The 21,194-nt window shown below is 73.0% G+C and carries 14 protein-coding genes and 1 tRNA gene; 6 read left to right on the top strand and 9 right to left on the bottom strand.

Annotation, left to right across the window (positions count from 1 at the left end; translation table 11 throughout):
* Window positions 1–5: 5 nt before the first annotated feature.
* A complete protein-coding gene (locus SM793_RS13915) occupies window positions 6–1,373 on the top strand; it encodes a class E sortase (RefSeq protein WP_320438473.1) in 1,368 nt (455 codons plus the stop codon).
* A 34-nt stretch (window positions 1,374–1,407) separates the two neighbouring features.
* Complete coding sequence (locus SM793_RS13910; RefSeq protein WP_413815951.1) at window positions 1,408–2,262, top strand: class E sortase; 855 nt, start codon at window positions 1,408–1,410, stop codon at window positions 2,260–2,262.
* A 296-nt stretch (window positions 2,263–2,558) separates the two neighbouring features.
* Here the strand turns inward: SM793_RS13910 and pknB are convergent, their stop codons facing one another.
* The 6 genes from pknB to SM793_RS13880 form a co-directional block, all read right to left on the bottom strand.
* Window positions 2,559–4,715, bottom strand: coding sequence for a Stk1 family PASTA domain-containing Ser/Thr kinase (gene pknB / locus SM793_RS13905; RefSeq protein ID WP_320438472.1), 2,157 nt, complete (start codon window positions 4,713–4,715; stop codon window positions 2,559–2,561).
* 276 nt (window positions 4,716–4,991) lie between these two features.
* Window positions 4,992–6,449, bottom strand: coding sequence for a peptidoglycan D,D-transpeptidase FtsI family protein (locus tag SM793_RS13900; protein WP_320438471.1), 1,458 nt, complete (start codon window positions 6,447–6,449; stop codon window positions 4,992–4,994).
* Window positions 6,446–7,915: an FtsW/RodA/SpoVE family cell cycle protein gene (locus tag SM793_RS13895; RefSeq protein WP_320438470.1), complete on the bottom strand. Its 1,470-nt coding sequence runs from the start codon at window positions 7,913–7,915 to the stop codon at window positions 6,446–6,448. The genes SM793_RS13900 and SM793_RS13895 overlap by 4 nt, the downstream gene beginning before the upstream one ends.
* A 142-nt stretch (window positions 7,916–8,057) precedes the next feature.
* Window positions 8,058–9,755 carry a PP2C family protein-serine/threonine phosphatase gene (locus SM793_RS13890; protein ID WP_320438469.1) on the bottom strand — a complete coding sequence of 566 codons (1,698 nt, stop codon included), beginning with the start codon at window positions 9,753–9,755 and terminating at the stop codon, window positions 8,058–8,060.
* A 53-nt stretch (window positions 9,756–9,808) separates the two neighbouring features.
* A complete protein-coding gene (locus tag SM793_RS13885) occupies window positions 9,809–10,336 on the bottom strand; it encodes an FHA domain-containing protein (RefSeq protein ID WP_320438468.1) in 528 nt (175 codons plus the stop codon).
* A gap of 13 nt (window positions 10,337–10,349) precedes the next feature.
* A complete protein-coding gene (locus SM793_RS13880; protein ID WP_320438467.1) occupies window positions 10,350–11,219 on the bottom strand; it encodes a DUF3662 and FHA domain-containing protein in 870 nt (289 codons plus the stop codon).
* Between the two features lie 416 nt (window positions 11,220–11,635).
* On the opposite strand from SM793_RS13880, the gene SM793_RS13875 reads away from it, so the two are divergent.
* Window positions 11,636–11,719: transfer RNA gene (locus tag SM793_RS13875), tRNA-Leu, on the top strand.
* A 116-nt stretch (window positions 11,720–11,835) separates the two neighbouring features.
* On the opposite strand, the gene SM793_RS13870 is transcribed toward SM793_RS13875, so the two are convergent.
* Complete coding sequence (locus tag SM793_RS13870) at window positions 11,836–12,975, bottom strand: sensor histidine kinase (protein WP_320438466.1); 1,140 nt, start codon at window positions 12,973–12,975, stop codon at window positions 11,836–11,838.
* Complete coding sequence (locus SM793_RS13865; protein WP_320438465.1) at window positions 12,972–13,685, bottom strand: response regulator transcription factor; 714 nt, start codon at window positions 13,683–13,685, stop codon at window positions 12,972–12,974. Before SM793_RS13865 ends, SM793_RS13870 begins: the two co-directional genes overlap by 4 nt.
* A gap of 297 nt (window positions 13,686–13,982) precedes the next feature.
* Here SM793_RS13865 and SM793_RS13860 point away from each other — a divergent pair, with 297 nt between their 5' ends.
* On the top strand, window positions 13,983–15,752 hold the full coding sequence (locus SM793_RS13860) for a phosphatidylglycerol lysyltransferase domain-containing protein (RefSeq protein ID WP_320438506.1): 1,770 nt from the start codon (window positions 13,983–13,985) through the stop codon (window positions 15,750–15,752).
* A 217-nt stretch (window positions 15,753–15,969) separates the two neighbouring features.
* On the top strand, window positions 15,970–16,737 hold the full coding sequence (locus tag SM793_RS13855) for a hypothetical protein (RefSeq protein WP_320438464.1): 768 nt from the start codon (window positions 15,970–15,972) through the stop codon (window positions 16,735–16,737).
* A gap of 138 nt (window positions 16,738–16,875) precedes the next feature.
* Here SM793_RS13855 and SM793_RS13850 read toward each other — a convergent pair whose 3' ends face one another.
* Window positions 16,876–19,749, bottom strand: coding sequence for a SpoIIE family protein phosphatase (locus SM793_RS13850; protein ID WP_320438463.1), 2,874 nt, complete (start codon window positions 19,747–19,749; stop codon window positions 16,876–16,878).
* Between the two features lie 266 nt (window positions 19,750–20,015).
* Between SM793_RS13850 and SM793_RS13845 the strand changes: the two genes are divergently transcribed.
* The gene (locus SM793_RS13845; RefSeq protein ID WP_320438462.1) at window positions 20,016–21,176 is read left to right on the top strand and encodes a rhodanese-like domain-containing protein; all 1,161 of its coding nucleotides are present in this window, start codon (window positions 20,016–20,018) and stop codon (window positions 21,174–21,176) included.
* Window positions 21,177–21,194: the final 18 nt, after the last annotated feature.

Here is a 21,194-nt window from a genome sequence, read left to right as displayed (position 1 = left end):
GCGGCGTGACCGCGGTGCGTCCGGAGGGGCGATACCAGCCGGGGGCGGACCCGCGGGGCGGTGACGCGTACCGCGCCGGGGGGCCGTTCGAGCAGCAGCACGACCCGTACGGGCAGCAGCACCTCCAGGGGGTCCCGTACCCGCAGGCCCCGCAGCAGTACCCGCAGGGCGGTGGCACGGGGCCGTACCCGCAGCAGGACCCGTACGCGCAGCAGGACCAGTACGGCCAGCAGGACCAGCAGGCCCAGCACGCCCAGTACGGGCAGCAGGCCCAGCCCGGGCAGTACGGGCAGCAGCCCCGGCCCGGCCAGTACCAGTCCTACGACCCGTACCAGGCCGAGCCGGTCCACCACGGCCCGGGCCGGCACGCGAGCTCCGGCGCGGACCGGGCCTGGCCGGCGCAGCCCGGGACCGAGGACGGCTGGGGCGTCTACGAGCCGGCGGCGCCGCCCGCCGAGCCGGTGCCGGCCGAGCCGGTGCTGTCGGCCCCGTCCGCGCCGGACGCGACCGGGACGGTGCTCGCCGCCGCCGAGACGGTCACCATGGCCGCCGTGGCCGGTGAACGGCGGCCCCCCGCCCCGGGCGGCCGGGCCGAGCGCCGCCGCGCCGCGCAGGGGCGCGGCCGGCGCCGGGCGGGCGGCCGGGCCGCGGCCGGTCCCCGGGCCAAGGAGCCGGCGGCGGTGGTCTTCGCCCGGTTCCTCGGGGAGCTGTGCATCACCCTCGGCCTGGTGATGCTGCTCTTCGTCTCGTACCAGCTCTGGTGGACCAATGTGCAGGCCGACGCGGCCGCCGACGGTGCCCGCAACCGGCTCGAGGAGCAGTTCGACGCGGGCCCGGCCCAGGGCGCACCGGCGCCGGGACAGCCTGCGCCGGACCCGGCCAAACCGGAGACCTTCGAGCCCGGCAAGGGCTTCGCGATCATCCACATGCCGAAGCTCGGCCAGAAGTTCCCGATCGCCGAGGGCACCGCCAAGGCCCCCGTGCTCGACAAGGGCCTGGTGGGGCACTACTCCGGCACCGGCATGCCGGCCGACAAGGCGGGCAACTTCGCGCTGGCCGCGCACCGCAACACGCACGGCGAGCCGTTCCGCCGGATCAACCAGCTCGGCAAGGGCGACAAGATCGTGGTGGAGACCGCGACCGCCTACTACACCTACCAGGTCACCGGGGGCATCCCGGAGACACCGCCGTCCAACGTGAGCGTGATCAGGCCGGTGCCGAACGGCGCCGGGTTCAGTGCCCCGGGCCGGTACATCACGCTCACCACGTGCACCCCGGAGTTCAGCTCCAAGGCGCGCCTGATCGTGTTTGGCAAGATGATCGAGGAGAGGCCGCGCAGCCAGGGCAAGCCGGCCGCCCTCACGGGGGGCTGACCGCGGGCGGGCGGGCGACGACAGAGGGAGAGACGTGACCCAGGGGACCGAGCCGGCGGCCGAGGAGGCCGCTCCGTCGTCCGAGCCGGAGCCCGGTGGCGGACCCCGGCGGCGCCGCGGGCGGGGCGGCTGGGCGCTGGCCGTCCTGGGCGTCGTCGGCGAGCTGCTGATCACCCTGGGGCTGGTGCTCGGCCTGTTCGTCACCTACTCGCTGTGGTGGACCGACGTGCTGGCGGACCGTTCCGCCTCGGCGGCCTCGGACCAGCTGCGCGAGTCCTGGGCGGCCGGTGCCCCGGCGGCTCCCCCGTCCGCCGGCCCGTCGGCCGGGCCGTCCGCCGCCGGCAGTGCCACCGGCAGTGCCACCGGCGCCACCGGCGCCACCGCGCCGTCCTACGCGGCGGGTGACGGGATCGGCTTCCTGCACGTTCCGGCGATGGGCCGGGACTACCAGGTGATGATCCGGATGGGGACCGACACGGCGACCCTGGCCGAGGGCGTGGCCGGGGTGTACGAGCAGCCGTACCGCTCGGCGATGCCCTGGGACGAGTCCGGCAACTTCGCGCTGGCCGCGCACCGGGACGGGCACGGGGCGAAGTTCCACGAGCTCGACGCCGTCGGCAAGGGCGACGCGATCGTGGTCGAGACCCGCGACAAGTGGTACGTCTACCGGGTCGACAGCACCCTGCCGGAGACGTCCAAGTACGACACCGGCATCGTCGCCCCGGTGCCGAAGGGCTCCGGCTACGCCGGCCCCGGCCGGTACATCACGCTGACCACCTGCACCCCGGTCTACACCTCGCGCTACCGGATGGCGGTCTGGGGGAGCCTGGTGCGGGTGGACGGCATGGACGCCGCGCGGACGCCGCCCGCGGAACTGCGGCAGCGCTGAGGCCCGCGCGAAGGCCCCCGGGACGCCCCGGGGGGCCTTCGCACGTCTCCCGGGGCGTCTCTCCCGGCCCGGCTGTGCCCCTCGGCGGCTCCCGGTGCCCCTTCACGGGCCGCCGGCGGCCCGGTGCGGGGTCGGTGGCCGCTCGGGGGCCGCGGAGCCCGGAGGCGGGCCGCAGGGCCCGTGGAAACGCCCGAGGGCCCGTCGACGCGGTGTCGACGGGCCCTCGGGCTGACTGCCGGGAACAACTCAGCCGGTCGGTCCGGCCCCGAGGGGCTCAGAACCAGGGGAACCAGGGCTTAGTTGTTGGGCCCCCCTTTGGTGTTGCTGGGGGTGGGGAGGCCGGGGACGGTCGGTGTGTCGGTCCCTTTGGGCGGTTCCACCGCCTTGGTCATCAGCCCGACCGAGGTGTTCGGGTCCACCTGGGTCCCGGCCTGCGGGTTGGAGGCGATCACCGTGGCGTTGGGGTCCTGCGGGCCCTGGACGACGGTGTACTGGAGGCCCATCCCCTGGAGGGTCTTGATGGCCTCCTTGAGCTGGACGTTCACCATCGGCGGGACCGAGACCTTGTCCGGCGCCTTGAAGATGGTCAGCGTGATCTTCGTGTTGGCCGGCTGCTTGCCGCCGGCCGGGTTCTGCGAGGCCACGGTGTTGACCTTGGCGGGCTCGTTGGTGGTCTGGGTCTTCGAGGAGTCCACCTGGAAGCCGGCGCCGGTCAGCGCGGCCTCGGCGGCCTCCTTCTGCTGGCCGACCACGCTCGGCACGTTGATCTTGGCCTTGCCCTGCGACACGGTCAGCTTGACCGGGGCGGCCGGGTCGGCGCTGCCGCTGGCCGGGTCCTGCGTCAGCACCTGGTCCAGCGGGGCGTTGTCGTCGTCCTTGTAGTCGGTCGTCACATTGGTGAAGCCGGCGTCGGCGAGCGCCTTGGCCGCCTGCTCCTTGGACTTGCCGACCACGTTGGGCACGGCGGTCTTGGCCGGGCCCGAGGACAGCTGCACGGTGATCGAGGCGGCCTCGGCGACCTGGGTGCCCGCCGTCGGGGTCTGCGTGCAGACCTGGTCCTTCTTCACGTTGGCGTCCGGGCAGGCGATCCGGTCGCCCTCGGTGACCACCAGCTTGGGACCGGCCTGGGCGACGAGCGCCTTGGCCTCGGCCAGGGTCTTGCCGACGAGGCCGGGCGCCGCGATCTTCGCGGCCTCCTTCTTCTCCTCGCCGCCCTTCTTGTCGCCGAACATCGCCTGGGCGACGAAGAAGGTGCCGACCAGGACCAGCACGGCGGCGACCGCCAGCACGATCCAGGAGGTGTTGCTCTTCTTCGGCGGCTCCTCGCCGCGCCGGCCGCCCCGGCCGTAGCCGTCGTCGTAACCGTCGCCGCCACCGGCCCCGGGGGCGCCGGCGTAGGTCTGGCCGTAGCCGTCGTCGTAGCCGGGCTGGCCCTGGGCGGCGTAGCCGGCCGGAGCGGCCTGCGGCAGGACGGTGGTCGGACCGCCGGGGACCGGCTGCGGCAGCAGGTTGGTCTGGCCGTACGGGTCGTGCTGCGGGTAGCCGTTCTGGTCGTAGCCGTAACCGGCCGCGCCCATGCCGTACGCGGCGGCCTGCTGGGCCGCGGCCACCGGCAGGCCGTCGAGGAAGCGCTCGATGTCGTCGCGCATCTCGTCGGCGCTCTGGTAGCGGTAGTCGCGGTCCTTGGCGAGCGCCTTGAGCACGATCGCGTCGACCTCGGGGCGCACCTCGGGGTCGAAGACGGACGGCGGCTGCGCCTCTTCCCGGACGTGCTGGTAGGCGACCGCGACGGGGGAGTCGCCGACGAACGGCGGACGGACCGTGAGCAGCTCGTAGAGCAGGCAGCCGGTGGAGTAGAGGTCGGAGCGGGCGTCCACCTGCTCGCCCTTGGCCTGCTCCGGGGAGAGGTACTGGGCGGTGCCGATGACGGCGGAGGTCTGCGTCATCGTCATACCGGCGTCGCCCATCGCCCGGGCGATGCCGAAGTCCATCACCTTGACGTTGCCCTGGCGGGTGAGCATGACGTTGGCGGGCTTGATGTCGCGGTGCACGATGCCGGCCCGGTGGGAGTACTCCAGGGCCTGGAGGATGCCGATGGTCATCTCCAGCGCGCGCTCCGGCAGCAGCCGGCGGCCGGAGTGCAGCAGCTCCCGCAGCGTGGACCCCTCGACGTACTCCATCACGATGTACGGGATGGAGATGCCGTCGATGTAGTCCTCGCCGGTGTCGTACACGGCGACGATCGCGGGATGGTTCAGTGACGCCGCGGACTGTGCCTCGCGGCGGAATCGGGCTTGGAAGGACGGATCGCGGGCCATGTCGGCCCGGAGCGTCTTCACGGCGACGGAGCGGCCGAGCCTGGTGTCATGGCCGAGGTACACCTCGGCCATGCCGCCGCGCCCGAGGACGCCGCCGAGCTCGTACCTGCCGCCGAGGCGACGAGGCTCTTCCATAGTTGCGACCCTCTCCCTCACCCGCCGGTGAGGTTGTGACGTAGGTGTCCCCGCACGCTCCCTGTGACGCCGCCCGGGCCCCGGATGGTTCTGCGGTCAGGACCGGTTCGGCACCGCACGGACGGCAGCGGGCACACCCGCTGCTGCGGACACGCTACCGGTCGGACCGTACCGGACCGGAGTCGGCCGTAGGCCGATATCAGACCGGTATCCGGACCGGGGGTGCCGATCGTGACATTTCCCTCACCCCCCCGCCGGGCCCCGCCGGGGCTCCCGTCACTTGCCGAGGACGGCCTGCATCACGGACTTCGCGATCGGGGCGGCCAGCCGGCCGCCGCTGATGCCGTCGCGGTTGTTGGAGCCGTCCTCGACGACCACCGCGACCGCGACCGTGCGGCCGTCGGCGGCCTTGGCGTAGGAGGTGAACCAGGCGAACGGCAGGCCCGCGTTGCCCTCGCCGTGCTGGGCGGTACCGGTCTTGCCGCCGACGGTGGTGCCCGGGATCTTGGCGTTCTTGCCGGTGCCGTTCTCGACCACCGAGACCATCAGGTCCTGCATCTTCTGCGCGGTGGCCGGGCTGATCGGCTGCGAGAACTGCTTCTCGCTGTGCTTGGAGATGGTGGTCAGCGAGGCGGAGCGCTCCTCGGCGACCAGGTACGGCTGCATCAGCGAGCCGTTGTTGGCGATCGCCGCGGAGACCATCGCCATCTGCAGCGGGGTGGCCTGGGTGTCGTGCTGGCCGATCGAGTCCTGGGCGGTGCCGTCCGGGGTGGAGTTGGAGGGGAAGACGCTCTTCTCGGACCGGATCGGGGTGTCCACGGTGCTGTTGAAGCCGAACTTCTCGGCCTGCACCCGCATCCGGTCCTTGCCGAGGTCGGCGCCGATCTTGGCGAAGACCGTGTTGCAGGACTGGTCCATGCCGGACTTCACGGTGGCGTTGCCGCACTGCTCCCGGTCGGACTCGTTCTTCAGCACGAAGTTGGTGCCCGGCAGGGTGTACGGGTCCGGGGTCGCGGTCTGGTCGTCGATGTTCTGGTAGAGGCCGTTCTCGAACGCCGCCGAGGCCGTGACCAGCTTGAAGGTCGAGCCGGGCGGGTACGTCTCGCGCAGCGCCCGGTTGAGCATCGGCTTGTTCGGGTCGGCGTTGAGGTCGGTCCAGGCCTTCGAGTCGGAGGACTCGTTGCCCGCGAAGCTCGCCGGGTCGTAGGACGGCGTGGAGACCAGGGCCAGGATCGCGCCGGTCTTCGGGTCGAGCGCGACGACCGCGCCCTTCTTGTTGCCGAGCCCCTCGAAGGCGGCCTTCTGGGCCTTGGAGTTGATCGTGGTGACGACGTCGCCGCCGCGCTTCTGCTCCCCGGTCAGCATGTCCAGGGTGTTGCGGAAGAACAGCCGGTCGTCGCTGCCGGAGAGCACGCCGTCCTCCAGCTGCTCCAGCTGGCTGGCCCCGAAGGCCTGCGAGGAGTAGCCGGTGACCGGCGCGTACATCTGCGGGTCGGCCCACGACCGCTTGTACTTGTAGCGCAGCCCGTCCACGAAGGTGGACTGGGTGATCGGCTGGCCGTCGACGATGATGTTGCCGCGCGGGTAGGCGTAGCGGTCGTAGACCTGCCGCTTGTTGTACTTGTTGCCCGCCCAGGCGTCGGCCTGCACGCCCTGGATCCAGTTGGTGCGCACCATGAGGGCCAGGATCAGCACGAGGCAGAAGATCGAGACCCGGCGGATCGGCTTGTTCACGAGGCAGTGCCCCCCTGGATCTCGGGTGTGGGGGTGGGCTCCACCCCGGGACGGCGGGCGTTGTCGCTGATCTTCAGCAGGATCGCGACCAGGGCCCAGTTGGCGACCACTGAGGATCCGCCCTGGGCGAGGAACGGCATGGTCATACCGGTCAGCGGGATCAGGCCGGTGACACCGCCGGCGACCACGAACACCTGCAGCGCCATCGCGGAGGAGAGCCCGACCGCGAAGAGCTTGCCGAAGGGGTCGCGGGCGGCGACCGCGGTCCGCAGACCGCGCTGGATCAGCAGGGCGTAGAGCATGAAGATCGCCATCATGCCGGTGAGGCCGAGCTCCTCGCCGAAGGAGCCGAGGATGAAGTCGCTCTTGGCGGCGAAGTCGATCAGCCAGGAGCGGCCCTGGCCCAGGCCGGAGCCGGTCACCCCGCCGGAGCCGAGCGCCATCAGCGACTGGCCGATCTGCTCGGTGGCCCCCTGCGGCGGCTTCGGGGCGAAGGCGGCCATCGGGTCGAGCCAGGCGTCGATGCGGGTCTTGACGTGGCTGGCGGTGGAGGCCACCGCGACCGCGCCGCCGACCGACATCAGCAGGCCGACGACGATCCAGCTGGTCCGCTCGGTGGCGACGTAGAGCATCACCACGAAGAGGCCGAAGTACAGGAAGGAGGAGCCGAGGTCGTTCTCGAAGATCAGGATCAGCAGGCTGAGCAGCCAGATCACGATGATCGGGCCGAGGTCGCGCCCGCGCGGCAGGTACAGGCCCATGAAGCGGCGGCTGGCCAGCGCCAGGGCGTCGCGCTTGACCATCAGGTAGCCGGCGAAGAACACCGTCAGGATGATCTTGGCGAACTCGCCGGGCTGGATCGAGAAGGCGCCCATCCGGATCCAGATCTTGGCGCCGAGGTCCTCCTTGCGCTCCGGGAAGAACGCCGGGGCGGCGAGCAGCACCAGCGCCACCGCCATCGAGATGTAGGTGTAGCGCTGGAGGACCCGGTGGTCCTTCAGGAAGACCATCACCACGATGAAGAACGCGATGCCGAGCCCCGACCACATCAGCTGGTTGGAGGCGGCCGGGAAGTTGTTGTGCAGCAGCGGCCCGGCCTTGTCCAGCCGCCAGATCATCACCACGCCGAGCCCGTTCAGCAGGGTGGCGATGGGCAGCATCAGCGGGTCCGCGTACGGCGCGAACCTCCGCATCAGCAGGTGCGCGATCAGGGAGAGCGCGCCCATGCCCAGGCCGTAGCCCAGCATCCCGGCGGGCAGCTTGTCGTCCATCGCCAGGCCCACGTTGGCGTACGCCAGGACCGGCAGCAGCACCGCGAACGCCAGCATCGCCAGCTCGGTGTTGCGCCGGTTCGGCGTCGCCTGCGGCGAGATGGTGGTGTTGCGGCGGCGCCGTGAGGACGCGCGGTCGGCCGGCACGCCGGCGGACCGGCTGTTCGGATCGCTGCTCACGTCGAAGGTACTCATGCTCCCGCCTCGCTCCGCTCGGCCGGGGCATCCGCCCACACGCGCTTCTCGGTGGCTCTGTCGCTTCGCCCGCCCACGTGCCGTCCGGCCCCTGACGGCCGGACGGGCCCGCTCGGGCCGGACCTGTGTCGGGTCGCGTCCGTCACGGCTTCGGGCAGGAGTCGGCGCGCTGCCGCTCCTCGTCGGTCAGGCCGGGCAGGTCGCTCTGCGGGACCGCCGGGGCCGCGGCACCCGGGCCGGGTGCGACGGGGGCCGGGGCGGTGGTGCTCGGCGTGTTCGGCGTGCTCGGCGTGTTCGTACCCGGGGTGGTCGTGGGGACGCCGGCCGCGGGGGCGCGTCCGGTCGCGGACGGGCTGGGCGCGGTGGTCGCCGTCACGAACCCGGCGTGCGTCGCCACGGTGCCGGCGGCGGCCTGCTGGGTCGGCTGGGACGGCTGGCCGGTCGCCGGGATGCCGCCCGGGGTGGACAGGCTGCCGGCGGTGGCCCGGACGTCGGACACCCTGCGGCAGAACGCGGCCTGCTCGCCCAGCTTCTTCACCTTGTCGTCGGCGTCGCCGAGGCTGCTCGCCGAGATGGTGTTGGTGACGTGGGTGCGCTGGTCCTGCGGGAGGAACTTGAGTTCGATGTCCTTGTACGGGGTGTGCACCGAGGACAGGTTCAGTCCGGCCAGGCTCTGGTTCACGCCCTGGAAGACGGCGACATGGTCGCCCTCGACGCCGACGTAGTACTGGCTCTGGGTCCACTGGTAGCCGAAGAAGCCGCCCGCGCCCAGCAGGCCCACGGTGACCAGGCCGACCAGCGAGAACGCCAGCGCCCGGTTCTTGCGCTTCGGCCGCCGGGGGGCGTCGTCCTCGTAGTCCTCGGTCCCGTGGACCGAGGACTCGGCGGAGCCGCCCTGGTAGCCGTCGGCCGGGCCGAACCCGGCGTCGGGGTGGCCGGCGCCGTAGCCCTCGGCGGGGCCGAAGGCGCCCTGCGGGCCGCGGCCGAGGCCGGCGGCGCGGCCGGCCGGGGTGTCGCGGATCGACTGGTCCGCGGCGGTCGAGGACGGCGGGGTCTCGGCGACCGCGCCGACCACCACCGGCACGTCGTTGAACCGGCCGCTCAGGGTGTCGGTGGCGCCGACGTCCAGGACGTCCGCGACGATGCAGGTGATGTTGTCCGGGCCGCCGCCGCGCAGCGCGAGCTGGATCAGCTCCTGCACGGTCTGCTCGGGCGAGTAGTAGCTGCCCAGGGTGTCCTGGAGGGTCTGGTGGCTGACCGGGCCGGAGAGGCCGTCGGAGCAGATCAGATAGCGGTCGCCGGCCCGGACCTCGCGGATCGAGAGGTCCGGCTCGACCTGGCCCCGGCCGTCCAGCGCACGCATCAGCAGGGAGCGCTGCGGGTGGGTCTCGGCCTCCTCCGGAGTGATCCGGCCCTCGTCGACCAGCCGCTGCACCCAGGTGTGGTCCTGGGTGATCTGCACCAGCGAGCCGTCCCGCAGCAGGTAGGCGCGGGAGTCGCCGACATGGACCAGGCCCATCCGCTGGCCGGTCCACAGCATCGCGGTGAGGGTGCAGCCCATGCCTTCGAGCTGCGGGTCCTCCTCGACCATCTGCCGGAGCCGGTCGTTGGCGCCCTGGACCGCGTCGCCGAGCAGGGTCAGCAGGTCGGCGCCCGGCACGTCCTCGTCCAGGCGGACGATCGAGCCGAGCACCTCGGAGGAAGCGACCTCGCCGGCCGCCGCCCCGCCCATGCCGTCGGCCACGGCCAGCAGCCGCGGGCCGGCATAGCCGGAATCCTCGTTCCCCTCCCGGATCAGTCCCTTGTGGGACCCGGCGGCGAAGCGCAGCACCAGGGTCATGCGACCTGTGCCCCCCTCTGGGTCATGGACGGGATGCTGTCCCTCATGCGCTACTACTTCCGCAGTTCGATGACGGTCCTGCCGATACGGATCGGCATGCCCGGCTGGAGCGGGGTCGGCGCGGTAAGGCGCTGACGGTCCAGATAGGTGCCGTTGGTGGAGCCTAGATCCTCCACCGTCCACTGCCCAGTCTGGTCGGGATAGATCCTGGCATGCCGGGAGGACGCGTAGTCGTCGTCCAGCACGATGGTGGAGTCGTGCGCCCGGCCCAGCGTGATGGTCTGGCCCTGCAGCGCGACGGTGGTCCCGGCCAGGGAGCCCTGCACCACGACCAGCTGGGTCGGGGCGCCGCGACGGCGCCCGCCGCCCTGGGTCGGCGGACCGCCGGCCGGGGGCTGGCCCTGCGGGGCCCGCCCGGCCGCGGGCGCCGCCGAGGTGGCACCGCCGCCCCGGCGGGAGGACCGGGGGTTCACCCTGGTTCCGAAGAGGTCGCTGCGGATCACCTGGACCGCGACGATCACGAACAGCCACAGCACGGCCAGGAAGCCCAGCCGCATGACCGTGAGGGTCAGTTCTGACATAACCGCGCCCGCTCTACCCTTCGACCTGTCGGTAGACGATGGTGGTGGAGCCCACGACGATTCGAGAGCCGTCGCGGAGCGTAGCGCGCTGGGTGTGCTGCCCGTCCACCACGATGCCGTTCGTCGACCCCAGGTCCAGCACCATCGAGGGGGTTCCGGGGCGGATCTCGGCGTGCTTGCGGGACACTCCGGGGTCGTCGATGCGGACGTCCGCCTCGGTGGAGCGGCCGAGCACGCAGGCGTTCCCGGAGATCTGGTGGCGGGCGCCGTTCACCTCGATCCAGCGGCGCGTCGAAGTGCCGTGGCCGGCGCCCGGGAAGGGGCGCACATTGCCGCCGGCGGGGGCGGTCGGCGCGGGCGGGGTCGCGGGGGGCGTGGCCGGTGGCGGCGGGGGCGCGGCGTACTGCGCACCGCCGCCCTGCTGCCACGGTGCGCCGGGGGCCGGAGCGGCCGGCGGGCGGCCGTAGCCGGGCTGGGTCGGCTGCGCGGGGGCCTGCTGCTGCGGCTCCTCCGCGGCGAGGGTGCGGCTGCGCACCCGGTACAGGCCGGTGTCGAGGTCGTCGGCCTTCTCCAGGTTCACCTGGAGCGGGCCCAGGAAGGTGTAGCGCTGGGCCTCCGCGTACTCGCGGACCATGCCGGCGAGCTCGTTGCCCAGCTGCCCGGAGTAGGGGCTCAGCCGCTCGTGGTCGTGCGGGCTGAGTTCGACGATGAAGTCGTTGGGCACGACGGTCCGGTCGCGGTTCCAGATGCTCGCGTTGTTGTCGCACTCGCGCTGCAGCGCTCCGGCGATCTCCACGGGCTGGACCTCGGACTTGAACACCTTGGCGAAGGTGCCGTTGACGAGACCCTCAAGTCGCTGCTCGAACTTCTTCAGCACTCCCATGGGGCACCCCCTTCCAGGGTTCGTTCGCCTGCCTGCCGACCGGTTTCCGGGGGGAGCCGGTCGCGCCTACTTGCGGTACTTCCGTACTGATCGTATCCACGCCGGGGCCATCCGTACGGTTCCCGGACCACGTGGTGCCCGGGGGTGGGCTCGGACACACAGGGTGACGCATGCGGGCGGCAGCATGCCAGGCTGCCCGTCCGGCGGGCCCGCCGTCCCTCGCTCGCCTGTTCGCCGGGCATCCGTTCGGATGCGCTCCGCCTCCCCGGGAACGGATTCGGAGGTGACCCGCAGGCCGTGCTACTGTTTTGCATGTCGGAAGGGGCGCCCAGCGGGTGGCCCGATCGAAGAAACGCGAAGGCCACATGGTACCGAGCGGATCGGCTGATCGACCGGCAAGCGGTGAAAACACCCATGCGCGGGTGGCGGAATAGGCAGACGCGCTGGATTCAGGTTCCAGTGCCCGAAAGGGCGTGGGGGTTCAACTCCCCCCTCGCGCACAGCGAAGCCCCGCAGATCTTCGGATCTGCGGGGCTTTCTTGTTCCCCGGTACCGGCACCCGGACCGGATCGGACCGACCCGGCCCGGCTGCGGCTTCCCGGGCGCCGGCGCCGGTTCAGGAGGACGGCGCCGGGAGGTCGGCGCGGACCTCGAAGCCGCCGTCGGCGGTCGGGCCGGCGTCGAGCGAGCCGCCGAGCAGCTGGGCGCGTTCGCGCAGGCCGACCAGGCCGTGGCCGCCGCCGGGCAGGATCCGGTCGGGGAGGGCCGGCGGGGCGTCGTTGCGCACCTCGACCCGCAGCCGTCGGCCCCGGGCCCGGACCCGGACGTGCACCGCGGCCTGCGGCGCGTACTTGGTGATGTTGGTGAGCGCCTCCTGGACGGTGCGGTAGGCGGCCCGCTCGACCGCCTCCGGCCAGGGGCGGTCGCCCGGGGCCAGCTCGGCGTCGGCGGCCAGTCCGCTCTCCTCGATCAGCCGGGGCAGATCGGCCAGCCTGGGCTGCGGGGCCAGCGGGGTGCCGGTCCTCGGCCCGCCGGCCCGCAGCACGCCGACCATCTGCCGCAGCTCCTCCAGGGTGCGCACGGACAGTTCGCGGATGGTCGACGCGGCACCCGAGGCCGCCGGGTCTGCGGTGGAGACCTGGAGCGCGCCCGCCTGGATGCTGATCAGACTGACCTGGTGCGAGACCACGTCGTGCATCTCCCGGGCGAGCCTGCCGCGTTCCTCGCTGAGCACCCGCTCGGCCAGCAGCCGGCTCTCCCTGGCCTGTCCCCGGGTGAGCTCGTCCAGCCGGGCCGCCAGCTCGCGCCTGGTCCGGGACAGCAGACCGGTGGCGGCCGGGCCCGCCGCGAGCATCACGGACTGGATGGCGTAGAGCGCGGTGTCCCGGGTCGGTTCGAAGGACTGCTCGGAGAGCGGCCAGTGGAAGAACTCCACCAGTGCGAAGAGCGAGGCGCAGGGGATCACCACCCGGGTGTGGGGGCGTTCGGCCGCCACCGTGTAGACGGCGGTGATCGGGGCGAGCCAGATGTCGTCGAGGTAGCTGCCGGGCATGGTCAGCAGCAGCACGGTGACCGGGAAGCGGCGCCGCCACAGCAGCGCGACGGCGGCCAGGACCGACAGCAGGGTCTGCCAGAGCGGGGCGCCGCGGGCCACCAGAGCGGCGTCCACCAGGGAGTAGACGGCGGGGAGCAGGAGCATCAGCCAGGGCGCGGTGAACTTGGCCGGAAGGCGTCGTGCGGGAGAGGGGTCGCTCATGCCCCGTCGCTCGGCTTCGGCCGGACCAGCCCGGCCCGGTGGGCGACGACGGCCGCCTGGACCCGGTTGGCGGCGCCGAGCTTGCCGAGGATCGCGCTGATGTGGTCCTTCACCGTGCCGGTGCCGAGGAACAGCCGGTCGGCGATCTCGGCGTTCGACAGGCCCTCGCCCAGCAGCGCCAGCACGTCCAGCTCCCGGCCGGTCAGGGTGCGGGCCAGGGTCGCCGCCTCGGCGTCCGGGCCGCCGCCGTCGACATAGCCGCCGATCACGGTGCGGGTCACGGTCGGGGAGAGGATGTTGCCGCCGGCCGCGAGCACCCGGACGGCGTGCACCAGCTGGTCCGGGGCGGTGTCCTTGAGGAGGAAGCCGGAGGCGCCGGCCCGCAGCGCGGTGCCGATGTGCTCCTCGGTGTCGAAGGTGGTCAGCATCGCCACGGCCGGCGGGTCGGGCAGGGCCCGCAGCCGGCGGAGCACCGAGATGCCGTCCAGGTCCGGCATCCGGATGTCGAGCAGCACCACGTGCGGACGCAGCCGCCGGACGTAGTCCTCGCTCTGCGCGCCCGAGCAGTCGCCGACCACCTCCAGGTCGGGGGCGGAGCCGACGATGAGGCCCAGCCCGGACCGGACCAGGATCTCGTCGTCCACGATCAGCACGCGGGTGGTGGTGATGGTCTCTCCTCGGTTCGGCGGCCGGGTCGGGCCGGTCCGCATGACTGGAATCGAGAGTAGGGCCTGACCGGCGGCTCCGCCGGGCCCGGCCTCCCGGAGCAACCCCGCCGAACGGCGGGGGTGTGAATCCGCTACCTGGTTCACGCGATTCTCACCGACGGTGGGGAACCATGGGAATCGGCTGCCGTTCGGTCGGTCCGCGGCCGGGGTGGGCGTCCAGCCGGGTCGTGTGCGGATGCGGCCCACCATCTGATCGTTTGGAATTGAGCTGTGTCGTCCACTGTGAAGCCGGAGCCGTCCACCTCCCCCACCGGACCCGGATCCCGGTCCGGCGCCCTCATGGCGCGCTGGCGCCCGCGCGCCGCCACGGCGACGATCTGGTACCTGCGGCTGATCGCCCTGCTGAATGTCGTCACCGTGGTCCTGGCGCCCTTCCGGGACCAGGTCGAGACGCACAACAAGAACGAGTACTTCACCCCCTACCTGATGACCGCCGGACTGAGCAGCGCGGTGCTCTCGGTCTTCCTGGCGATCACGATGCGGCGCCGCAAGCGGGCCGCGTGGATCTTCAACACCGCGCTGGCCGGGCTGTTCGCGCTGCTCTACCTGCTCGCCATGACGCTGCCCGGCGGAAACTTCACCAAGCACCCGCTGAACTACGTCTCCACCGTGCTGACCTGCGGGTTCGTCCTGGCGCTGCTGATCGGCCGGAAGGAGTTCACCTCCAAGGGCGACAGCTCCAACCCGAAGACCGCCGCGGCCACCTTCGTGGCCGTCCTGGGCTTCGGCGGGGTGGTCGGTGCGGCCCTGGTGGCCCTGACCAACGAGCTGGCCGGCGCCGCCGACTTCTGGGACATGTTCCGCTACTCGGTCGGCCGGATGATCACCATCGATGCCACCGAGCACCTGCGCTCCGTGATCCTCGTGCCGACCTGGGTGGACACGGTCATCAACGTGATGGGCGCGGTGTTCTTCGTGCTGGTCTTCTACGTGGCCTTCCGCAGCCCGCGGGACACGGAGCTGCTCACCGCGGAGGACGAGGCGCGGATCCGGGGGCTGCTGGAGAAGCAGGGCGAGCGGGACTCGCTGGGCTACTTCGCGCTCCGCCGGGACAAGGCGGTGATGTTCTCGCCGAGCGGCAAGGCGGCGGTCACCTACCGGGTGGTCGGCGGCGTCTCGCTGGCCTCCGGCGACCCGATCGGCGACCCCGAGGCCTGGCCCGGCGCGATCGACGCCTGGCTGTCCGAGGCCCGCGAGCACGCCTGGGCGCCGGCCGTGATGGGCGCCTCCGAGGAGGCCGGGGTGATCTACGCCCGGCACGGGCTGGACGCGCTGGAGCTGGGTGACGAGGCGATCGTCGAACTCGACGAGTTCTCGCTGGACGGCCGGGCGATGCGGGTGGTGCGCCAGGCGTACAACCGGGTCAAGCGGGCCGGCTACACGGTGCGGATCCGCCGCCACGAGGAGATCCCCGAGTACGAGATGGCCGAGCTGGTGGCCAAGGCCGACCAGTGGCGCGACGGCGCGACCGAGCGTGGCTTCTCGATGGCGCTGGGCCGGCTCGGCGACCCGGGCGACGGGCGCTGCGTGATGCTGGAGTGCCACGACGCCGAGGGCGAGTTGAAGGCCCTGCTCAGTTTCGTGCCGTGGGGCGCGGACGGGCTCTCGCTGGACCTCATGCGCCGGGCCAGGGACACCGAGAACGGCCTGATGGAGTTCATGGTGATCGAACTCCTGCAGCGCGCCCGTGAGGTGAACCTGGCCAGGGTCTCGCTGAACTTCGCCATGTTCCGTTCCGTTTTCGAGCGGGGTTCGAAGCTCGGGGCGGGGCCGGTGCTGCGGCTCTGGCGTTCCGTTCTCGGCTTCTTCTCGCGCTGGTGGCAGATCGAATCGCTCTACCGGGCCAACGCCAAGTACCGGCCGATCTGGGAACCGCGTTATCTGCTGTTCGAGAAGAGCAGCGAGATTCCGCGGATCGGCATCGCCAGTGCCCGGGCCGAGGGCTTCATCACCGCACCGAGCCTGCCCGCGTTGTTCCGTCGCCGGCACCGGGGGCCGTCCGGCGCGGAACCCCGGGTGCCGGTGGCGGCACAGGGCGGGAAGGGGTAGCCCTCCGCCGGGGGGCGGAGGGGCCGGGCACCCGTCCGGGGGGATCTCATGGTTGTTTCTCCCCCTTGAGGATGACTCGGATCCGCACAATTGCCGATGTGGATTCGTTAACCGGCTTCTAATGTGGGGGTAGTCGAGAAGGCGCTTGCGCCAACGGGGATTCGGAGAACCGGTTGTGAAGCGGAGGACCCACGCGGGGGGCGTGCGAAAGGGGCCGGTGGCTATTGCCAAAGAGGCCGCTGTCGCCGAGTGGGGAGCGCTGTTCGGGACGGTCCGGGAGCAGGTCGCGCGGAAGAAGTTCGCGGCCGTTCCACTGGCCACCGCGGCGACCTGCCTGATCCTGCTGTTCAGCATCGTCCAGCACCTTCCGGGCGGCGAGCACTTCGTCACCCGGATCGGCGTCGTCAAGGCGGCGCTGCCGCTGGACGTCTCGCTGCTGCGCACGCCGCTGTCGTTGTACGTGCCGGCCCTGGACCTGCCGGTGTGGGGGGCGCTGGCGCAGGTCTTCGTGGTCTTCGGCATCGCCGAGATCGTGCTCGGCCGGCGGCTGACCCTGGTGGTCGCCTACACCTGCACCCTCGCCGGGACGCTGTTCGCCCGGGTCGGGGTGGCGATCGGCCCGGACCACGCCTTCGGCTTCCCCAAGTGGGTCGCGCACGTGCGGGACACCGGGCCCTCGGCCGCGGTGGTGGCGCTGGCGATCTGCATCGCGTTCCGCTGCCGGGCCTGGTTCACGGCCGGGCTGGTCGTGGCGACCATGGTCGGCGAGGCGGTCGTGCTGCCGAACCTGGCCGGGATGGAGCACGTGGTCGCGGTGATGGCGGCGATGCTGATCGCGGTCTCGGTGGAGGTGTTCGGGGACTTCTGGCCGCGGGTGCTGGCCGGGGTCGGCGCGGCGGCCGTGGTGGCGACGGCCACCGCCTCGCTGGAGGCGGCGGCCGCCGATGTCCGCCGCCGCACCCCGGCCGGCGCGGCTGTGCCGTAACGGGCGCGAGGACCGCACCCGAGCAGTACGCACGAGGAGCCCGCGGACCGGACGGTCCGCGGGCTCCTGTCGTTCACGGCTGCGCGGCGCGCGTGGCGTGCGCGGTGTGTACGGCGTGCGCCGCGTTCGGAGCGGCGTTCAGAGCGGCAGTTCGAACCAGACGACCTTGCCGACCGCCTTGCGGGCGGTGCCCCAGCGTTCGGCGAGCTTGGTGACCAGGGTGAGGCCGCGGCCGGTCTCGCCGAGCTGTTCGGCGGGCTCCAGCGACGGCAGGTTGTGGTTGTCGTCGCTGACCTCGACCAGCAGCTTGTCCACCCGGATCAGCTGGAGCTGGACCCGGTCCCGGGCCACCCGGACGGCGTTCGTGACCAGCTCGCTGACCAGCAGCACGACGGTGTCGCCGATCGACTCCAGGTGCCAGGCGGCCAGCTGCTCGCGGACCAGGGCGCGGGCCCGGCCGACCTCGCGCTGGTCGACGGTGAGGTCCCAGGTGGCGACCTCGCTCGGCGCGACCCCGTCGAAGCGGGCCACCAGCAGCGCGACGTCGTCCTTGCGGTCGTCGGAGTGCAGCCGCTCCAGGACCACGTCGCAGGCCTCCTCCGGGCTCTGCCGGGGGTCGATCAGATTGCCGCAGAGCGCGGCCAGCCCCGCTCCTATGTCCCCGCCCCGCACCTCGACCAGGCCGTCGGTGCAGAGCACCAGCATCGAGCCGTCCGAGACGTCGATGGTCTTGGCGACGAACGGCACCCCGCCGACCCCGATCGGGGCGCCGGCCGGGATCTCCAGCAGCTCGCCGGTGCCGTCCGGGTGGACCAGGACCGGCGGCACATGGCCGGCGCTGGCCAGCTCGCAGGTCCGGTTGATCGGGTCGTAGACCGCGTACAGGCAGGTGGCGAGATGGTCGTCGCCGAGTTTGTGGGCCAGGTTGTCCAGATGGCGCAGCAGCTGGCCGGGCGGCAGGTCGAGTGCGGCCAGGGTCTGCATCGCGGTGCGGAAGCGGCCCATCGCGGCGGCCGAGTGGATGCCGTGGCCCATGACGTCGCCGACCACCAGCGCGACCCGGCTGCCGGGCAGCTGGATCGCGTCGAACCAGTCGCCACCGACCTCGGCCCGGGAGTCTCCGGGCAGGTAGCGGTGGGCGATCTGGACGCCGGGGATCTGCGGCGGGCGGGTCGGGATCATCGAGCGCTGGAGGGTGGTGGCGACCCGGGACTCGGCCCGGTGCAGCCGGGCGTTGTCGAGCGAGAGCGCGGCCCTGGCGGCCAGCTCCTTGAGGGTGGCGGCGTCGCTCTCGTCGAACGGGTCCCGGTCGGGGAGCCGGAGCAGCTTGAGGATGCCGAGCACGGTGCCGCGGGCGGAGAGCGGCACCACCAGCATCGAGCGGCCGGACACCACCGGGACGAGCTCGGGGCCGCCGAGCGCGGCGGCGTAGTCGACCGCGACGTCCCGGGTGACCACCGGGACCAGGACCGGCTGGTTCAGCTGGAGGGCCATGCCGGGCGGGGTGCGGCGGGGCATGGCGAGCAGCGAGCCCTCGGCGAGCACGTGGTCCCACTGTCCTGCCGACTCGTTGCGGGCCAGGGCGACCCGGCGGAGCATCGTGTCGTCGTCGGGGCGGGCCGCGGGCAGCTCGGAGTCGGAGATCAGGCCGTCCACGAGGTCGACGCAGGCGAAGTCGGCGACCCGGGGGACGAGGACCCGGCACAGCTCCTGGGCGGTGAAGTCGAGGTCGAGGGTGGTGCCGACCTTGCCGCCGACCTCGTTGAGCAGGGCCAGCTGCTCGCCGGCGTGGCCGTTGGTCAGGAACGGGCCGAACCGGCCGGCCGGTGGTCCGGGCGGGGCCGCGGCGGCGGGGACGAGGACGGTGGCCGCTCCGGTCGGTGCGGCCGGTGCGGCCAGTGCGGTGGGTGCGGCCGGTGCGGGCGCTGCGGTGGGTGCGGCCGGTGCGGGCGCTGCGGTGGGGTCGACCGGGTGGAGCCGGTGTCCGTTGGCGGCCGGTCCGACGGTGGTCTGCTCGATGGTGGTGCCTCCTCTCGGCGCGGCCGGGACGCCGCCGGTCATGAGCTCGCCCGCGGGGAGATCGGCGCGGGCGGCCCGGTCCGCGGCGGCCGGTGCGGCCGCGGCCTCGCGCTGGGCGGGCAGCTGGGCGGGCAGTTGGACGGGCAGCTGGGCGGGCGACGGGACGACGGGACGGCGTCCGGGCGCGGACTGCTCGGGCGGGGCCGGCGGGCCGAGCCTGGCGGAGCGCTGCTGAGCGGTCGGGTAGCGGCGGCCGATCCCGGCCGCCGCGTGGGCGGTGCCGGCCGTCCGGTCGGCCGGGTGGAGCGGCAGCACGGTGCCCGGGTCCAGCCGCAGGGCCGGCAGTCCGGCCCGGGTGAGCACGGCCAGCAGCGGCCCGCGGCGCTCGGCCGCGCCGGGCAGTGCGGCGGCGAGCGGTTCGGGGACCGGCCGGCCGACGGTGCCCAGCGCGGCGGAGAGCCGGTGGAAGCCGCCCAGGGCGCCCGGAGCGGCGGCGAACGGCAGCAGCCGCTCGCCGAGCGCCAGCCGGGGGCCGGCGGAGCGCAGCGGGCGGGCGTCGGCGGCCAGGGCCAGCAGCCGGCCGGCCGGGCCGTCCAGCGGGTAGGCCCACCAGAACACGTCCCGCGGGTGCTCCTCGCGGTCGACCACGGGCAGCTGTCCCGCCCAGGCGGCGCCGTCCGAGGTCAGCTCGGTGAGGGTGGTGAAGGTGTCGCGGCGGCGGCCGGTGGCGCCGGGCCCGGTCCGGCCCGGCACGCCGCGCGGCCCGGCGACGGGCAGCAGGCCGGCGGCCGGCCGGTCGTGGACGGCCTCGGCGCGGTGTCCGAACAGCTCCTCGGCGGCCCGGTTCCACTGGCCGATCCGCCCCTCGCGGTCGACCAGTACGACGGCGAGCCGGACCAGGGCGACCACCCCCGACGGCTGGTCACCCGATGTGGTGCCGGGCTCCGGAGCGGTGCCCGTCGGACGCGGTGTGGAGTTGGGGTCGTCCACCATGGATTCGGTCTGCTCCCGCCTGGCCGCCACGCCTGGAGACGGCCGGTTCTCCGGAGGAAGGCATGCTGTGCGGATACCAGCGAAGCACGGACGGGCCGGGACTCGATAGCGAAACGAAGAGATTCCTCGGTATCAGTTGCGTGTCACACACCGTGCGCCCCTCCGCACTCCCCGTCCGGCCCGCAGGCCGGGCCGGGCCCGGGCGGTAGGGTCGCAGCACGGGCCCGGCCGGCCCCGCACCGGACAGCAGGAGACGGAGGCCAGAGGTGACCGCGCAGATCCCCGTCCGCTGGACGGACCCGCAGCAGGGGGAGCTGGAGGAGCGGGTCGAGGCCGCCGAACTCGCCTGGCTGACCATGGACGTCGACGTGCGGACGCTGCGCGTCGAGATCGACAACTTCGCGCTGATCCACCATCAGCTGCTGGGGCCGCTCTACGCCCGGCTGGACGAGCTGGACGCGCTGCTGGCCGAGGCCGTGGCCGCCCGCACCGGGCTCCCCGACGACCTCCGGCGGGCCCACGAGGCGCGGCAGCGGGTGGACGACATGCCGGACCTGGACGCGCTGTTCGACAGCGTCCAGGAGCGGGAGGACGCCCCGCCGCCGCCCGCGCCGGTCCGGGTGCGCCCCGGCCGGGACGCCCAGCGGATCTACCGCGAGCTGGTGCGCCGGGCCCACCCCGACCTGTCCACCGACCCGGCCGAGCAGGAGCGCCGGGCGGCGTTCCTGGCCCGGGTCAACGAGGCCTACGCCTACGGCGACACCGGCGCCCTGGAGACGCTGTCCGCCGAGTGGTCCACCGCGCCCGAGGCCGCGCCCACGCCCGACTCCCCCGACCGGCTCGGCTGGCTGCGCCGCCGGCTGGAGTGGCTGACCGGGCGGATCGGCGAGCTGGCCGCCGAGCAGGTCAGGCTGGAGCGCAGCGCGATGGGCGAGCTGCTCGCGCTGGCCCCGCAGGACCCGGACGGGCTGCTGGCCGAGCTGGCCGAGCAGCTGCTGGCCAGGGCCGCCGCCCAGCAGGCCGAGCTGGAAGGGCTGCTCGGAGGCCGCCCGGTGGGGGACAATGACGGCGCCGATCCCGAAGCCCAGGAGAACCAGACGATGTTCGCGCAGATCCCCACCATCGACGCCGCCGCCGTGCCCGCCGACGCCGCCCTGCTGGACGTCCGGGAGCAGGACGAATGGGACGCCGGACACGTGGCGGGCGCGCTGCACATCCCGATCGGCGAGGTCGTCGCCCGGCTCGGCGAGCTGCCGGACGAGAAGCTGTACGTGCTCTGCCGGGTCGGCGGGCGCTCCGCGCAGGTCGTCCAGTACCTGGTGCAGAACGGCCGGGAGGCGGTCAACGTCGACGGCGGGATGTACGCCTGGGATGGCGCGGGCCGCCCGATGGTGAGCAGCGGCGGGCAGGACGCCTTCGTCCTGTAGGGCGTGCCCGGCTGTAGG

It is taken from the genome of Kitasatospora purpeofusca (assembly GCF_034043715.1).
Lineage (GTDB): Bacteria > Actinomycetota > Actinomycetes > Streptomycetales > Streptomycetaceae > Kitasatospora > Kitasatospora purpeofusca_A.
The sequence above is the reverse complement of the archived record's forward strand: the minus strand, read 5'-3'. Positions and strand labels throughout refer to the sequence as shown.

Bases quoted from the DNA above. Each gene is read 5' to 3' on its own strand.
- SM793_RS13865 (WP_320438465.1), bottom strand. From the start codon at position 13,685: ATGCGGACCGGCCCGACCCGGCCGCCGAACCGAGGAGAGACCATCACC.
- SM793_RS13885 (WP_320438468.1), bottom strand. From the start codon at position 10,336: ATGTCAGAACTGACCCTCACGGTCATGCGGCTGGGCTTCCTGGCCGTG.
- SM793_RS13870 (WP_320438466.1), bottom strand. From the start codon at position 12,975: ATGAGCGACCCCTCTCCCGCACGACGCCTTCCGGCCAAGTTCACCGCG.
- SM793_RS13850 (WP_320438463.1), bottom strand. From the start codon at position 19,749: ATGGTGGACGACCCCAACTCCACACCGCGTCCGACGGGCACCGCTCCG.
- pknB (WP_320438472.1), bottom strand. From the start codon at position 4,715: ATGGAAGAGCCTCGTCGCCTCGGCGGCAGGTACGAGCTCGGCGGCGTC.
- SM793_RS13880 (WP_320438467.1), bottom strand. From the start codon at position 11,219: ATGGGAGTGCTGAAGAAGTTCGAGCAGCGACTTGAGGGTCTCGTCAAC.
- SM793_RS13890 (WP_320438469.1), bottom strand. From the start codon at position 9,755: ATGACCCTGGTGCTGCGCTTCGCCGCCGGGTCCCACAAGGGACTGATC.
- SM793_RS13895 (WP_320438470.1), bottom strand. From the start codon at position 7,915: ATGAGTACCTTCGACGTGAGCAGCGATCCGAACAGCCGGTCCGCCGGC.
- SM793_RS13860 (WP_320438506.1), top strand. From the start codon at position 13,983: ATGGCGCGCTGGCGCCCGCGCGCCGCCACGGCGACGATCTGGTACCTG.